Below are 15,352 nucleotides of genomic sequence, written 5' to 3'. Positions count from 1 at the left end.
TCTGATATTAGTAGCATAAAGCCAAAAAATGTTACCAGTCTTTCTGCTGATTGTTGTTTGGCCTGACTTTTACTTTTCTGCCATTCACTTTATCCTGAATTTTTTTCTCTTCATTATTCATGGCGTCAAGTAGGTTCTCCATTCGTTGTTTAGAAGGGCTCGGGCCTGCTTCAGGCTTTGGCTGACCTTTGTCTTTCTGGTCGCCATCATCCTTAGGCTCTCCTTTGTCTCCGTCTTTCTTTTGGTCACCTTTATCTTTATCATTCTTGTCCTTCTGGTCACCCTTATCGCCTTTGTTATCCCCTTTATCGCCTTTATCCTTTTGGTCGTTGCCTCCGCCTCCGTTAGGCTGTTGCTGCTTGTTATCCTTATTTTGGTCTTTTTTATCTTTATTATCCTGTGGCGGTTTTTGTGGGGGCGGCGGATTCTTTTTCAGCATTTCTTTTGCCAGTGCATAATTGTACCTCGTCTGATCATCAGAAGGGTTATTACGCAACGCATTCTTATAAGCTTCAACGGCTTCCTGGTAATTCTTCTCTTTCATGAAGATATTGCCAAGATTATGAAAAGCCATGTGCTTTTGCTGCTTTGACCTCGCATTTTTAATCGATTCAATATAAGCATAAGCCGCCTCGGCACTTTGCCCCTGCCTGTAAATAGCATTACCCATGTTATAGGCTGCAGATGATTTTGTAGGCGAATTAGATTTTGATACCCTATAGTCGGCCTCAGCCTCCATATAGTTGTTCTTCTCAAATTCTTTATTCCCCTTTTCCTGATATTTATCTTTTTTAGGTTTAGCCTGCGCAAATGAAAGCACGGTAAATAACAGTAGGCTGTATGTAAATAGTCTCCTCATTATTCTTTCTCATTAAACAGGTTAAGTTTGCTTATCCATGCGGTTTTTCTCTCCAGGAAGAACACATCTATGAACAGCAATAAAAATGCGGCACCAAGGAACCATTGGTATTGAGAATCATATACTGCCATCTGTTTGGCTTCAAATTCTGTCTTTTCCATGTTGCCAAGGGCGTTCTTTACATAGTCAGATACCTCGCGGGTGTTTTTCCCATATACATAGCCCCCTTTAGTAACCGCAGCAATACTCTTTAAATCCTGCGGATACAATTTGGTAACCACTACATTGCCGTCACTATCGCGTTTAAAGCTATCGGTACGGCCATTGGTCTTAAGCGGAATAGGCCCACCTTTTTCGGTACCTACGCCCACTGTTATCAGCTTGATCCCTTTATCTTTTAATGCAAGTGCTGCCTCACGGCTGCCTTCGCCATGGTCTTCGCCATCGGATATCAGTATCACTAGCTTGCTGGTCTGCGGATCATCAAAGTAGGATACCGCCAGTTCCAGCGCATCGCTGATAGCTGTACCCTGAGAAGAAACCATATCGGTATTCATATTTTGCAGAAACATTTTTGCTACGCTGTAATCACCTGTAATAGGCAGTACAGGATAAGCGCTTCCTGCATAAGCTACAATTCCTATCCTGTCGGTACCTAACTGGTTAATAATTTGCGAAACAATCTGTTTTGATTTCTCCAGCCTGTTAGGCGCCATATCTTCGGCAAGCATACTCTTCGATACATCGATTGCAAAAACAATGTCTACACCTTCACGCTTTACCGTTTCGACCTTAGTGCCAATCTTTGGGTTTACCAATGCAATTATGATGCCCGAAAGAGCCAAAATCAGCACTACTAATTTAAGCACGGCTTTAAAGACCGATCTGTTCGGGGTTAGCTTCTTCACCAGTTCGGGATCGCCAAACTCACGCTGTTTTTTCTTCTGCCAATACAAATTAAGCAGAAACAGCAGCACCAATATTGGGATTATGCCCAACAGGTATAAGTATTTTGGTTCGTCTAATTCGTACATACTAAATAAAACTTCTGTAAAGGGTTTTTCTTGCTACTATCTCTGCAAGCAGCAATCCTAATGCCATCCATGCAAACGGATAGAATTTTTCGTCGTAATTATAATATTTCATCTCCTCGATCTCGGTGGTCTCGAGTTTATTGATCTCGTCATAAATAGCCTTCAGCTTGGTCTTAGACGTAGCCCTGAAGTATTTGCCATCGGTTTTTTTGGCAATTTCCTTCATGAGTTCCTGGTCTATCTCTACTTTCATCATTTTGTAAACAAAACTACCATCAGGCTTCTTTGCATAAGGAAACTCAGCATTACCATTAGTACCAATACCTATCGTGTACACCTTGATACCATATTCTTTAGCAATATCGGCCGCCATGCGGGGATCTATAACACCTGAGTTATTCACACCATCGGTAAGCAAGATAATAACGCGGCTCTTAGCCTTGCTCTCCTTAAGGCGGTTTACCGCCGTAGCAAGCCCTACACCAATCCCTGTTCCGTCTTTGAGCACAGTCTCATCATACTTAACCGATTTTATCGCATCTATAACCAATGCCTTATCGCTGGTTACCGGTGTTTTTGTGTATGCTTCACCGGCATATACCACCAGTCCGATACGGTCATTGGGACGTCCATCAACAAATTCGGCTGCAACATCTTTTAGCGCCTCCATACGGTTAGGCTTAAGGTCGCGTGCCAGCATACTTCCCGAAACGTCCATTGCGATAACAATGTCTATACCACGGGTGGTCTTGGTCCGGTTATTAACATCTACCGTTCTTGGTCGTGCCATAGCAACTATAATTGCGCTTAGTGCCAATAACCTCATTGCAAACAATACCGGCTTAAGCCTGCCTAATAGCGATGGCTTTGCCTTAAAAGCATTGAGCGAACTTATCTTTAATGTAGCCGTCTGGTGTTTTCGCGTCCAGATGTACCAGCCTATGGCCAACGGCAGCAGAACAAACAGCCAAAAGAAACCCGGATGTAAAAAAGTAACGTCTTTCATAAATTAATTTACTTTTAGTTCTACGGAGTTCTTTATTCTTTCCAATATCTGCATGGCATATTCATCACCTTCTTTATGCATGATCATAACCTGTTGCAGGCCTTGCTTCTGTTTAAAGAGAAGCATTTCATAATATACCCTCACCGGAGATTTGGTAACCGGGTCCGGCATAGACATGTTACCATAGGCTCTTACCCCGGTTATACCTTTGTCTGTATTAAACTCTTCACTCTTAACCAGTATATTAGTGGCTCCCTGAGCTTCCATGCTTTTTAGCGCAAGCTCCACAGTCATATTAAGGTCTACCTGAACAGTATCTTTATAGGTTGTTGTCGAGACCGTTATATAAAAATTATCGGTCATGGAACCGTATGCAAATATCGCTGCCTCTCTTACTACAGGATTCGCCTTTTTCGTAAGTTCAGCCATCATGGCAGAACGTTTAAGTACCCTTGGCGTTTCTACCATAACTCCCGGGTCGCCATATTCGCTCTTCACCCATTCGCCTTCAAGAAGTTCTTTTGTAGGATGCCCCATGATGTTATCTTTAAGATATTGTGTTCCTAAAGAAGTGACAAGGAATACAACCACAAACGAAACTACAAATGAAACAACGGTTATAATGATCGTTCTTTTCTTTTTCGCTTTCTTTTTTTCCTGCGCATCAAGCCAAAGCTGAGTGTGGATATCATCTTCTTCTTTCTCTTCAGGAATGCTTCGGTCTATGACTACAATTGTTTTTTCAACCCTTTTCCTGTCCTCGGTAATTTCAAAATCAAGCGGTTTCGACTTGGCGAACTTCACCATATCAGCAGTACGCAAAATCTTTTCGAGCTCTTCAAATGTTTCCTGTGTCAGGTTCATCTTCTTTTTAACCACTGCAGCACGCATGGCCTCAATAAGTTCGCTTGTTGTGCTTTCCATCGCCGGTACATGTATTGCCTCTTCAATATAATTACGGGCAATATCTGTAAGCTGACTGTAATAATCTTTTACAGCACCTTTTTCAAGCAGCTCTTTCTTTTCCAGTTCCTTAAGCTCTCGCGATGCTCTCTCTATCGGGCTGATGATTTCTTCTTTTTTGGCTTTTGCAACAGCAGGTTTTTTACCTTTTTTGCGGTAGTACCATATACCAAAAAATAGTGCCCCCAAGATTACCAGTACAAGCAAAAGCCTTAACCACGGAGACACAGAAGAACTGCTTTTAAGCACGGGCTTAATATCATAGAGTTTCTGTTTGAGGGTATCAACTTTAATGTTGTTCACCTCAACACGCAGTGAGTCAGTCTTAATGCTTTTGTTGTTGATGATAACCGGTAATGATGGAATCACATATTTACCAGAATCAAACTGTGTAAGCCCATATTTTTTTATAAGTTCATACATTGCACCATCCCTGATAGTATCTACAGGGTATGATTCCAGTACCTCCAGCTGTCCAAAGCTCCTGCCTTCAGGAAAACTTACCCTGGAGGCAGTGTCAACTTTTGTTTTTAGCGTAAGATTGAACTGCGAACCAGTTTTTATTTTGGTAGAATCAATACTTGCCTGAACCTGCTTTTGCTGCCCGAAAACAGTAATGGCGGCCAACAGGAAAAGTATGGTATAAAATTTTGTCCTAATCATTTCTTTTTTCTTTTCACCAATGGTTATACTACCTTGACTTAAAATAGCCCAGCAGCTTGGTTACATACGATTCGTCTACCCTGCTGCTCACTGTACCGGCACCGCAGCGGCTAAAGGTTTCTTTAAAATATTTCAGCCTGTCTTGATAGTAAGCGCCATATTGCAGCCTTACCGACTTAGATCCTGTATTTACCAGCATGCTTTTTCCGGTTTCGGCATCAAGCATGTTTACAAGGCCTATGTTTGGCATTTCTTCCTCGCGGATGTCGTATACCCTTACTCCGGTAATATCGTGTCTTTTTGATGCTATCTTTAGGGTATGCTCATAATCGGGCGTTGCCATAAAGTCGGATATCATGAACACGATAGCCCTCTTTTTAAGCACGCCGCTAAGAAATTTAAGCGCCTGGCCTACATCGGTCTTTTTACTTTTTGGCTCAAACTCAATAAGCTCACGGATAATGCGCAACACGTGCGACTTCCCTTTTTTAGGCGGAATGAAAAGCTCTATCTGATCCGAGAAAAGAATAAGCCCAATCTTGTCGTTGTTTTGTGTGGCGCTAAAAGCCATGGTTGCAGCAATCTCGGTAACGATATCTTTCTTGAATTCATTTTTGGTACCAAAGCTCTCCGAACCCGAAACATCTACCATAAGCATCATGGTAAGTTCGCGCTCTTCTTCAAAAACCTTTATATAGGGTTCGTTATAGCGTGCGGTAACGTTCCAGTCTATAGCACGCACGTCGTCGCCAAACTGATATTGGCGCACCTCGCTAAAAGTCATACCCCTACCCTTAAAGGATGAGTGGTACTCTCCCGAGAAGATATGATTGCTCAGCCTCCGGGTCTTTATCTCGATCTTGCGAACTTTTTTTAATATATCTTTTGTATCCATAATTTTAGTCTAAAGTCTAAGGTTCTTAAAGTCATTAAGTGCCGAACACGGACGTTCGACTTTATGACATTTGACTTTATGACCGATTAAGGCACTTCAATCTCGTTAACGATCTTGTTGATGATATCTACAGAAGTGATGTTCTCAGCCTCGGCCTCATAGGTAATACCTATCCTATGACGAAGCACATCGTGCACTACTGCCCTTACATCTTCAGGAATAACGAACCCCCTACGTTTTATAAATGCATAACATTTTGCCGCTGTGGCTAAGTTGATACTACCCCTTGGAGATGCCCCAAAACTGATAAGTGGTTTTAGTTTTTCCAGCTTATATTTTTCAGGATAACGGGTAGCGAATATGATATCAAGAATATATTTTTCTATTTTTTCGTCCATGTATACCTCACGAACAGCTTCCTGCGCACGAAGTATCTGGTCTATAGAAACGACCTGGCTTACTTTTTCAAACGCCCCTTTAAGGTTTTGGCGAATAACCATGCGCTCATCGTCCATTTTAGGATAATCGATAACCGCTTTAAGCATAAAACGGTCTACCTGAGCTTCGGGCAGCGGATAGGTTCCTTCCTGTTCTACCGGGTTCATGGTAGCCATTACAAGGAATGGTTTTTCGAGCTTAAAGGTCTCTTCGCCTATGGTTACCTGTTTTTCCTGCATGGCCTCAAGCAAAGCCGACTGCACTTTGGCAGGAGCCCTGTTTATCTCATCGGCAAGCACGAAGTTGGCAAAAATAGGTCCTTTTTTGATCGTGAATTCATTTTGCTTGATATTATAGATCATAGTACCTACCACATCGGCAGGAAGCAGGTCGGGTGTGAACTGTATACGGCTGAATTTTCCGTGTACTGCCTGGCTTAGCGTATTAATAGCAAGCGTTTTTGCAAGACCCGGCATACCTTCAAGCAGTATGTGCCCCTGGCCCAAAAGCCCTATAAGCAGGCGCTCTATCATATACTTCTGCCCTACGATAACCTTATTCATTTCCATGAATAGCATATCTACAAAAGCACTTTCTCTTTCTATTTTTTCATTAATCGCCCTAATATCGAACGTTGATGTGTTTTCTTCCATATCCTGTAATTTTTTGGAGTGTGAATTTAGCAATGTTAAAGTAACGAAACAAATAGATTTTTAATATTATTCATCTTTGTTAACGAGTTGTTAAAGTAAATCGTATAATGTTACCGAAAGTTAATAGTAGGGTAAAGTCGATTTTTTGAAATAATCTTACAACACATAAATTCGGGCTCACTGCAAATATTTTATATTTGCCCCTTAATTAATTACAGGGCTGCAGCTACGGGGTTCTTCATGCCTGTACTGCCTGCCCTGCTGCAAAATATTGATTAAGCTACCTAATGGGCCTGAAGATCTGCGTTAAAACAGTGAACAGGCCTTTGTTAGTATCTTGAGCATTTATTGTAGCTAACTAAATAATGATTTCATTATTTTTATAGGCATAAAACATTATTTCCTACTATGGATATTACATTATCGCCCATAATTGCCGGCGCCATGAACTGGGGCGTATGGCAGGCCAATTTCACCACTTCGCAAATGGCCCAAATGATACACTCCTGCCTGGACCATGGCATTTCTACCTTTGACCACGCCGATATTTACGGAGGCTACACCACCGAAGCTGAATTTGGGAAAGCTTTTACCCAAAGTAAAATAGCCCGCGAAAAGATACAGTTGATATCAAAATGCGGCATCCAGCATACCATTGGTAACAGGCCAACCAGGGTAAAACACTATGATTATTCCAAAGAATACATACTGTGGAGTACAGAGAATTCGCTAAAATTCCTTCAGACCGATTATCTTGATTTGCTGTTATTGCACCGCCCCAGCCCACTGATGCAACCCGACGAAATTGCCGAAGCAGTAGAAAAACTGAAAAAAGAAGGAAAGATAAAGGCCTTTGGATTGTCTAACTTTACCAATAGCCAAACCGACCTTATCCGCTCAAGGACTGAAGTATTTGGTAATCAGATAGAATTTTCGGCTACTCATATTGACCCAATGCTCGATGGCAGCCTTGATTATATGATAGTCAACACTATAAAACCTATGGCATGGAGTCCCATAGGCAGTGTATTCAAAGAACATAATGACCAGACACACCGCTTGAAATTATTGATGGCAGAACTGGTAGCTAAATATAATGTTAGTGCCGATGTTATTCTGCTTGCCTGGATAATGCAGCATCCGGCAGGTGTAGTTCCTGTATCGGGCTCTACAAGTGCAGAAAGATTTAAGAACCAGATGAAGGCTGTAAACCTGAAACTTGAGCTCGAAGACTGGTTTGCGATATGGACAGAGAGTATTGGGAACAAAGTCCCTTAATAGTCAAACATTGAAAGTAATAAAGTCTAAAGCAAGCTTAAATACTGCAGTAGAGATGTTGCATTATAACGCCTGACAATCGAAAAATCCAAATTATCTAAATATCTAACCTCCACTATAAATGAAAACAGCATTAATAACAGGCGCAACCAGCGGTATAGGCCGTGCCACAGCCCGATTATTGGCAAAGAACCATTATAAGCTCATCATCTGCGGAAGGCGCGAAGACCGCCTAGCCGAATTGCAGGATGAATTCTCGGCATTGACTAAAGTGCATACACTGAACTTTGATGTTCGCCATAAAAAAGAGGTGGCGCAATCCATACAATCAATCCCAAAAGAATTTGCCAATATAGATGTGCTTATTAATAATGCCGGCAATGCGCATGGGCTCGATCCTATTGAAAATGGTGATGTGCACGATTGGGATGCAATGATCGATATTAATGTAAAAGGACTGCTGTATGTTTCTAAAGAAATTATTCCCGGAATGGTAGACCGCCGAAGCGGGCATATTATCAACATAGGCTCGATTGCCGGTAAAGAAACATACACCAACGGCAACGTATACTGTGCAACAAAACACGCTGTAGACGCCATAAATCAGGGCATGCGCATGGACCTGAACCAATACGGCATACGTGTTGGAGCCATTAATCCCGGTATGGTAGATACCGAATTCAGCGAGGTGCGCTTTAAAGGCGATACTGAACGCGCTTCAAATGTCTACAAAGGTTTTGAGCCGCTTAAACCCGAAGATATTGCCGATGTTATACACTTTGTGGTTTCAAGGCCGTATCATGTAAATATCGCTGACCTTTTGATTTTGCCTACGGCTCAAGCGTCAGCGACAATTGTAAATAAAAAATTGTAAGTTTTATCACCTGCAAGGTCTTGGAGACCTTGCAGGTGTAATTTAAACCTACAAGGTTTCGAAAAACCTTGCAGGTTCCGGAATCACCAATTAAAATGATTAACAAAAGGCTGCTTATTAAGAATTTACTCGCTCACAATGATGAGAGCAGCTTTTATGACAAAAAGCGCCAACTGAACCTGCATACCAAAGAAGGTAAGGCAAAGTTTGTAAAGCATATTTGTGCACTGTCTAATTCGAATCCCGAGAACAATTCATACATCGTTGTTGGTGTAGAAGATCATGACAACGAGATACTGGGCACCGACTTTTATGATGACAGCCGCATACAGAACCTGGTTAACGCTTTCCTTGAAAATCCGCCTACAATACAGTATGAGAATATCCCCTTCCCTAACCTGCCAAAAGACAAGGTTATAGGACTGGTTACCATAAAGCCAAAAAGCGGCACTTCCTATTTTAAGAAAAATGTATATACCATACCCGCCGGAGCCATATTCCTGAGGCGTGGCAGCAACTCGATTCCGTTAGAACCGGGCATGGATGTTACTAATAACAACCGAAATGCTGAAACTGTGTATGGCATAGAAAACAGCTCCCGAAACAGCATAGAACATACACTTGAAGGGGTTATGGATTTTGTAACCAATCGCCACAAAGACATGACAGCCAAATACAAAGTATTCAAAGAGCTCTTTGTAGTATGTTGGGCGGGGCATAAGAAAGTAGTAAAAGGACAAACTTACTATTCGCGTGTTGATATAGAGTTGATAAACGAACAGATCAAATTATTCTATTCAACACTGGACGAAGTAAGTATCAGTTATAGTGAAGACAGTTTTTCGATTACCGAATATGTGGCTCTTGGCCTTAATGATAAAACGAGCTTTTATGCGTTGGAACAGGTAAACATAAGTTTTCAGGAGAATGGATACTACAAGATGGACTCGGTATTGCTTTTTGACCCTCCGCAGTACAACCGCAAGATGATGTATCATATTTACAATGCAAACATTGCATTGCTGAATAAGCTCGAAAAAAGGATTCCCCTGACCGAACGGGAGCAAAAAGATTTGCTCAACCTCCCTTCTACCCTCATGATTTGCCATTTAAACGGCTTTACTGAAGCAAAACAAAAACTTGCAGAAGCAAAGCCACTGCTGAAAGAATGGCCCGATGACCAGGCTTATATTTCGTTTAAAGAAGCCATGCGTGTATTACGCAAAATGAAATATGATGTATAAAAAAACCCGAACTGATAAACAGTCCGGGTTTCACTCTCAAAAAAATTAAATCATTACTGCTTTATTATCTTGTAATTAGCGCTACCTGTGTCGGTAGTTACCTTTACAAAATAGATTCCGCTATTCAGCGCGTTGGTATCAATTATTTCAGTATTTACCGAAAGACACAGCCTGCCATTGATATCATAAACCGCAACCGATTGCAGGTTGCCCTGTGTCACCTTAACATGAAAGCGGTCTTTTACTGGGTTAGGATATAATGTCGCTATCGCAGGAGCATTTTCGTTAAGCCCTGCTGTTGTCATAACTTTAGTTTCTGCTGTATTAGTCATGATAACAGGGTTAAAGTCAAAATAAATACCTGCCTGGTTATACACGGTATCTCCTAATCCAAATTCAGCCGTAGGTTTTATCCTGTAGGTCACAAAGCCATGACTCCCCTGCTCATCTGCATTTTTAAAAGGCAGCTGTATATCCGGGAAAAAGAATTCCAGTTCACCACCCGTGCGCTTTATGGTATAATCAGGATGGCTGGCGGTTACCATCTCGAAAGTATCCCAATCCAGCAATTCGTCAAGCGTATCCTCAAGCCTGATATTTATCGCATCGCCATTTCCTTCATTCTGGAAACGGATGGTATAGGTCAGATAGTCATCTGCCTGATCTTCGGTTATCTCTGCTCCTTCGTGAACAACGATTTCGTTTGGATCGTAAGAATTCACAATTACCTGATCCATACTATTGGTATTATTAAACAAATAAGCATCGTTTGGTATCTCTGACAGAGCAGCTTCAAAATGTACCGTTTCTCCTCCCATATTCACCGGAGGCGCTTTTGTAGTAAATGTGAGCAGACTTTGCTTGTTGCCAACAACAGTACCAAAATCAATGGTCACTATATTACCGCTTACTGTAGCCGGCAATTGAGACGAAACGTAATCTAATCTGTCATTATCAAAGGTAAAGGCAACAGTAACATTCTCATTTATTACACCGCCATAATTTTGTACGACTACTATGTCTTTTGCATCAAATCCCGGTCTTGGATAAACAATAGGGATGATCTGTACCGACAGATTATTTACCGGTGTGGGCTGCGGAAGGCAATGTTCGATAGTAATTTCGTTAATTTCTTCATCAAATACAACGTCCTGTGTCAGTAGAGGTATTGCAGGGAATTCAATTCCGGAAGATACCTGAAGGCTCAGTGAGTTAGTGCCATCGGGAATGTCATATAAAGTATATTCCCCCTGTTCGTTAGCATAAACGCTATATGCATACGCACCATTTATACTAACTGCCACTGATGCTCCGGCAAGCACAGAATCAGATTCGTTACATATATCGTCTCCATTTGCATCATATCTAACAACACCATGAACTAAATTGTTGAACGTAATATCTGTAGAGAAATAGAAGGGTCCGGACCAGGCACTCTTATTCTCAGGCCCGCATACCGACCTTACATAAAACTTATAAGCCCCGGGTGTCAGGTTGGCAATAACAAAAGGATTAGCGTTTGCCGCTATGCCTGCTATTCCCGTGGGTACAGCAGGGGCAGGTAAAACCTCAATTTCCCATGAAGTCGCAACAGCCTGCTCTATCCAGCCTAAAGCAACAGAAGTATCGGTTATACTCGCCACATACAGGTTTGTAGGTGCATAGCAGGCGTTTGTAACCGTAAAATCATCAATAATCCATCTGTCCTGATTGTCTCCTTCCATAACAAAGGCAATACGCACAGGAGTTCCGGCCATATTTTGTGGTATGGCTATTACTTTTTCAGTCCATTGTTTTTGCTCCGGATTCATCTGAAGCTCAGTATAGGTGCCAAGCAAATAAACGGGATCAGGATTAAAGCCTGTAGTCAGGTCTGTATCTCCCGGAATGGCATATATCTTATAGATACTGCCCTGGTCTTCGTCGAGGGTAAGTCTTGACTGAAACTTAACCTGTGAATTGATCTGTGGATTGATAATAGGCGAAATAAGCCAGTCTTTAGGTACGGGTCCCGCAGGGGATACATTCTCTTTGTGCAAAAATGCAGCATGATTGCCACCGAATGGAGGCTGGTCTACAACATTGCCCACAGATTGTGTCCACGTAACAATTGGTCCAAACTCGTTAATCACAACCCATCCGGGAGGAGCTTCGGGCATGTTTGGCCCGGGTGAAACCCATGGAGATTCAAACCCTTCAACCGGTGTCTGCGCATAGCTGCACAGCGACACCATTGCCATGACGGCAAGTAAAGTTTTTTTCATAGTTTATAAATGTTTAAGTTTAAGTGCTTTAAAGTTAATGAATATTTAAATTACTTCTTAAAATAAGTAAAGACCTACATCTTTTTAACCTGTTTTTTCGATAAACGGTACTTTTTGGCAGACCAAAACAATGAAGTCCATTGCTTTTTAATTTTTTCGTAAACTTGTAGTATGAGCAGGACATTAGTTATAGGCGATATACATGGCAGCTATAAGGCAGTACTTCAACTGCTTGAGCGCGCAAAAGTTACCACATCCGACAGGCTTATCTTTTTGGGCGATTTTGTAGACGGATGGGGGCAATCGCCCGAGGTTATCGATTTACTCATAAACCTCAAGGGCACCCATCATTGTATATTTATGCGTGGCAATCACGACGATCTGCTACTGCAATGGCTGCAATCGGGTACCTATAACGACGAATGGTTTAACCACGGTGGCCGCCTGACGACCGAAAACTACAATGCGCTGACTCCTGAAAAAAGACAATTGCACATACTTTTTCTTGAAAGCCTGGAAGACTACTTTCTTGATGATGACAACCGTCTTTTCATTCATGCCGGATTTACCAACCTCAACGGTGTAAATCACGAGTACTTTAAGCGCATGTTCTACTGGGAGCGCACACTCTGGGAAACAGCCCTCGCGCTAGACAAAACCATGGAACGCACACACCCTAACTACCCTAAGCGCTTTACGCTTTACAAAGAGATATTCATAGGCCATACACCTGTAACACGTATAGGGCAGACGGTTCCTGTAAACATGGCCAACATCTGGAATGTTGATACCGGTGCGGCCTTTATGGGCCAACTAACCATTTTGGATGCTGACACTAAAGAATACTGGCAAAGCGACCCCGTTCATACCTTATATCCCGAAGAAAACGGAAGGAACTAGCCTGCAGTGGTCGGTAGCAGTAGGCAGTTACCCCTAAAACAAAAATGTTAGTGTTACGTTAAATTGAACTGCAAAAAAATAACGACAAGGCATTCTTTGTAAATTAGTAGTTACAACAAACTACGAATGACACTTTTAGACCAATACCATCATGTACGCAGGCATACAGAATATATCTGTTCGCTACTGCAGCCCGAAGACCATGTACCGCAGCCGGTACCTTTTGTGAGCCCGCCCAAGTGGCATCTTGCACATACTACCTGGTTTTTCGAGGAATTTCTGCTTAAACCACACCTTCCGGGCTACAACGTGTTTAACGACGATTTCAGCTATCTTTTCAACAGCTACTACAACAACGTAGGTAAAAGGGTGCAGCGCAACAACAGGGGCGCTATAACGCGCCCTGCAACAGCAAGCATCATAGAGTACCGCCACTATGTAGACATGCACATGGAATTACTGTTGCAGCTTAAAGCCGGACATACTGATATTCATGACCTGATCGAGCTGGGCCTTAACCACGAGCAGCAGCACCAGGAGTTATTGTATACCGATATTAAGTATATCCTCTCCTGCAACCCTATTTCCCCCATATACAATGAAGATATTTCGTGGGAAAGCCAGCATAACATCGAAGAAGATTTTGTAACCGTTGAAGAAGGGGTTTATGAGATTGGCTTTTCGGGCGATAGTTTCAGTTTCGACAATGAGCACAACCGCCATAAAGTATACCTCAACCAATTTGAAATTTCAAAAGCATTGGTAACCAATGGGGAATACCTGGAATTCATCGAAGCTGGCGGTTATAGCGACTTTAACCTTTGGCTTGATGAAGGCTGGAGCTGGGTCAATGAAAACAATATTAGCGCGCCGCTCTACTGGCATAAAGCCGATGAGGGATGGCAGCACTTTACCTTATCGGGCATGCAGGAGCTTGATGCGGATGCCATGCTAACGCATATCAGTTTTTACGAAGCTCAGGCATTCGCCGAATGGAAAAAAATGCGCCTGCCAACAGAAGCAGAATGGGAAGCAGCATCACACAACCTCAACTGGGGCCGAAGATGGGAATGGACACACAGTGCCTATCTGCCCTATCCGGGATTTGCAAAGCCCGATGGTGCCGTAGGCGAATACAACGGCAAATTCATGATCAGCCAAATGGTACTCCGCGGGGCATCTTGTGCCACCCCCGACGGGCATAGCCGCAATACTTACCGAAACTTTTTTCATCCTGACGAACGCTGGCAGTTTAACGGCATTCGTCTTGTAAAACAATAATATATGAAGATAGCACTATACAGCCATTTTGCCGAAGATGTCCTTAACGGGCTTACCGCCAAAGACAAACAACTTTCCTCTAAATATTTTTATGACAACGCAGGAAGCCGCATCTTTATGCAGATCATGCAGATGCCCGAATATTACCCAACAGCCTGTGAGTTTGAAATTCTCTCGCAGCAATCAGGTGCGATATTTGACAGGGTTCATTTTACCAAAAAGTTCAATATAGTGGAATTTGGCAGCGGCGACGGATCGAAAACCAAACAGCTGCTAAAGGTCTTTCTTGAAAAAGGAGCCGATTTCACTTACATTCCCATAGATATTTCGCAGGAGGCGAATGACGCTCTTGAGCAGAACATGAAACTGGCCCTGCCCAATCTTGACATACAGCCGCGTACCGGCGATTATTTTGATGTGCTGAATGAGCTTTCGGCTACGGGAGTGCCCAATCTTTTTCTCTTTCTTGGCGGAAACATTGGTAATTATAAAAGACCGGATGCCCTTGACTTACTTAAAAAATTCAATGCCGATATGAACGTAGGTGATATGCTGCTTATGGGCATGGACCTCCAAAAGAATCCGCGTACCATCCGTAATGCCTATGACGATCCACACGGCATAACACGTACATTTAACATGAACCTGCTAAACCGCATAAACCGTGAGCTGGACGCTGACATAAACCTTGACCAGTTCGATTTTTATTGCGACTATAATCCGCAAAATGGTGAGGTTAACAGCTATTTGGTAAGCCTTAAAAAACAGCATTTTCACAGTACCGTCCTCAACACCACATTTCATTTTGAAAAGGATGAGCTGATCTGGACCGAACTTTCAAAAAAATACAGCTTTGCAGAGATAGAAGCCTTGGCAAAAGCATCAGGATTTGAGGTCGTAAACAACTTTATGGACTGCAGGCACTATTTTACCGATACTTTGTGGGTAAAATAGTTTTGAGCTATTGGTTTATGAAACACATCCATCCCGAAAGTTATCG

Annotated in this window: 13 protein-coding genes; 6 read left to right on the top strand and 7 right to left on the bottom strand. The window is 42.4% G+C overall.

Annotated features, from left to right (window positions below; all coding sequences use genetic code 11):
• Positions 1-31: 31 nt before the first annotated feature.
• From ACX0HA_RS04340 to ACX0HA_RS04315, 6 genes are all read right to left on the bottom strand, one after another.
• A complete protein-coding gene (locus ACX0HA_RS04340; RefSeq protein ID WP_458844041.1) occupies positions 32-859 on the bottom strand; it encodes a tetratricopeptide repeat protein in 828 nt (275 codons plus the stop codon).
• Entirely contained in the window at positions 859-1,893 is a 1,035-nt protein-coding gene (locus tag ACX0HA_RS04335) for a VWA domain-containing protein (RefSeq protein ID WP_458844040.1), read from the bottom strand. Before ACX0HA_RS04335 ends, ACX0HA_RS04340 begins: the two co-directional genes overlap by 1 nt.
• A gap of 1 nt (position 1,894) precedes the next feature.
• A complete protein-coding gene (locus ACX0HA_RS04330; protein WP_458844039.1) occupies positions 1,895-2,899 on the bottom strand; it encodes a vWA domain-containing protein in 1,005 nt (334 codons plus the stop codon).
• Between the two features lie 3 nt (positions 2,900-2,902).
• Positions 2,903-4,522, bottom strand: coding sequence for a BatD family protein (locus ACX0HA_RS04325; RefSeq protein WP_458844213.1), 1,620 nt, complete (start codon positions 4,520-4,522; stop codon positions 2,903-2,905).
• A 31-nt stretch (positions 4,523-4,553) separates the two neighbouring features.
• The gene (locus ACX0HA_RS04320) at positions 4,554-5,420 is read right to left on the bottom strand and encodes a DUF58 domain-containing protein (protein WP_458844038.1); all 867 of its coding nucleotides are present in this window, start codon (positions 5,418-5,420) and stop codon (positions 4,554-4,556) included.
• 86 nt (positions 5,421-5,506) lie between these two features.
• Positions 5,507-6,511, bottom strand: a complete 1,005-nt coding sequence (locus ACX0HA_RS04315) for an AAA family ATPase (RefSeq protein WP_458844037.1) — start codon at positions 6,509-6,511, stop codon at positions 5,507-5,509.
• 408 nt (positions 6,512-6,919) lie between these two features.
• On the opposite strand from ACX0HA_RS04315, the gene ACX0HA_RS04310 reads away from it, so the two are divergent.
• The 3 genes from ACX0HA_RS04310 to ACX0HA_RS04300 all read left to right on the top strand — a co-directional run bounded on the left by ACX0HA_RS04310 (position 6,920) and on the right by ACX0HA_RS04300 (position 9,907).
• On the top strand, positions 6,920-7,789 hold the full coding sequence (locus tag ACX0HA_RS04310; RefSeq protein WP_458844036.1) for an aldo/keto reductase: 870 nt from the start codon (positions 6,920-6,922) through the stop codon (positions 7,787-7,789).
• Positions 7,790-7,910: 121 nt separating this feature from the next.
• Positions 7,911-8,663, top strand: a complete 753-nt coding sequence (locus ACX0HA_RS04305) for an SDR family NAD(P)-dependent oxidoreductase (RefSeq protein WP_458844035.1) — start codon at positions 7,911-7,913, stop codon at positions 8,661-8,663.
• A gap of 95 nt (positions 8,664-8,758) precedes the next feature.
• Complete coding sequence (locus ACX0HA_RS04300) at positions 8,759-9,907, top strand: DUF5929 domain-containing protein (protein WP_458844034.1); 1,149 nt, start codon at positions 8,759-8,761, stop codon at positions 9,905-9,907.
• Positions 9,908-9,960: 53 nt separating this feature from the next.
• On the opposite strand, the gene ACX0HA_RS04295 is transcribed toward ACX0HA_RS04300, so the two are convergent.
• Entirely contained in the window at positions 9,961-12,171 is a 2,211-nt protein-coding gene (locus ACX0HA_RS04295; RefSeq protein ID WP_458844033.1) for a DUF7619 domain-containing protein, read from the bottom strand.
• A gap of 171 nt (positions 12,172-12,342) precedes the next feature.
• On the opposite strand from ACX0HA_RS04295, the gene ACX0HA_RS04290 reads away from it, so the two are divergent.
• The 3 genes from ACX0HA_RS04290 to ACX0HA_RS04280 all read left to right on the top strand — a co-directional run bounded on the left by ACX0HA_RS04290 (position 12,343) and on the right by ACX0HA_RS04280 (position 15,306).
• Positions 12,343-13,071, top strand: a complete 729-nt coding sequence (locus ACX0HA_RS04290) for a metallophosphoesterase (protein WP_458844032.1) — start codon at positions 12,343-12,345, stop codon at positions 13,069-13,071.
• Positions 13,072-13,197: 126 nt separating this feature from the next.
• Positions 13,198-14,352 (top strand): ergothioneine biosynthesis protein EgtB, encoded by a 1,155-nt coding sequence (gene egtB, locus ACX0HA_RS04285; RefSeq protein WP_458844031.1) that lies wholly within the window; start codon positions 13,198-13,200, stop codon positions 14,350-14,352.
• A 3-nt stretch (positions 14,353-14,355) separates the two neighbouring features.
• On the top strand, positions 14,356-15,306 hold the full coding sequence (locus tag ACX0HA_RS04280) for an L-histidine N(alpha)-methyltransferase (RefSeq protein WP_458844030.1): 951 nt from the start codon (positions 14,356-14,358) through the stop codon (positions 15,304-15,306).
• The last annotated feature ends 46 nt before the right edge of the window (positions 15,307-15,352 follow it).

It is taken from the genome of Flavobacterium hauense (assembly GCF_054457175.1).
This window is presented reverse-complemented; position numbering and strand designations above follow the sequence as displayed.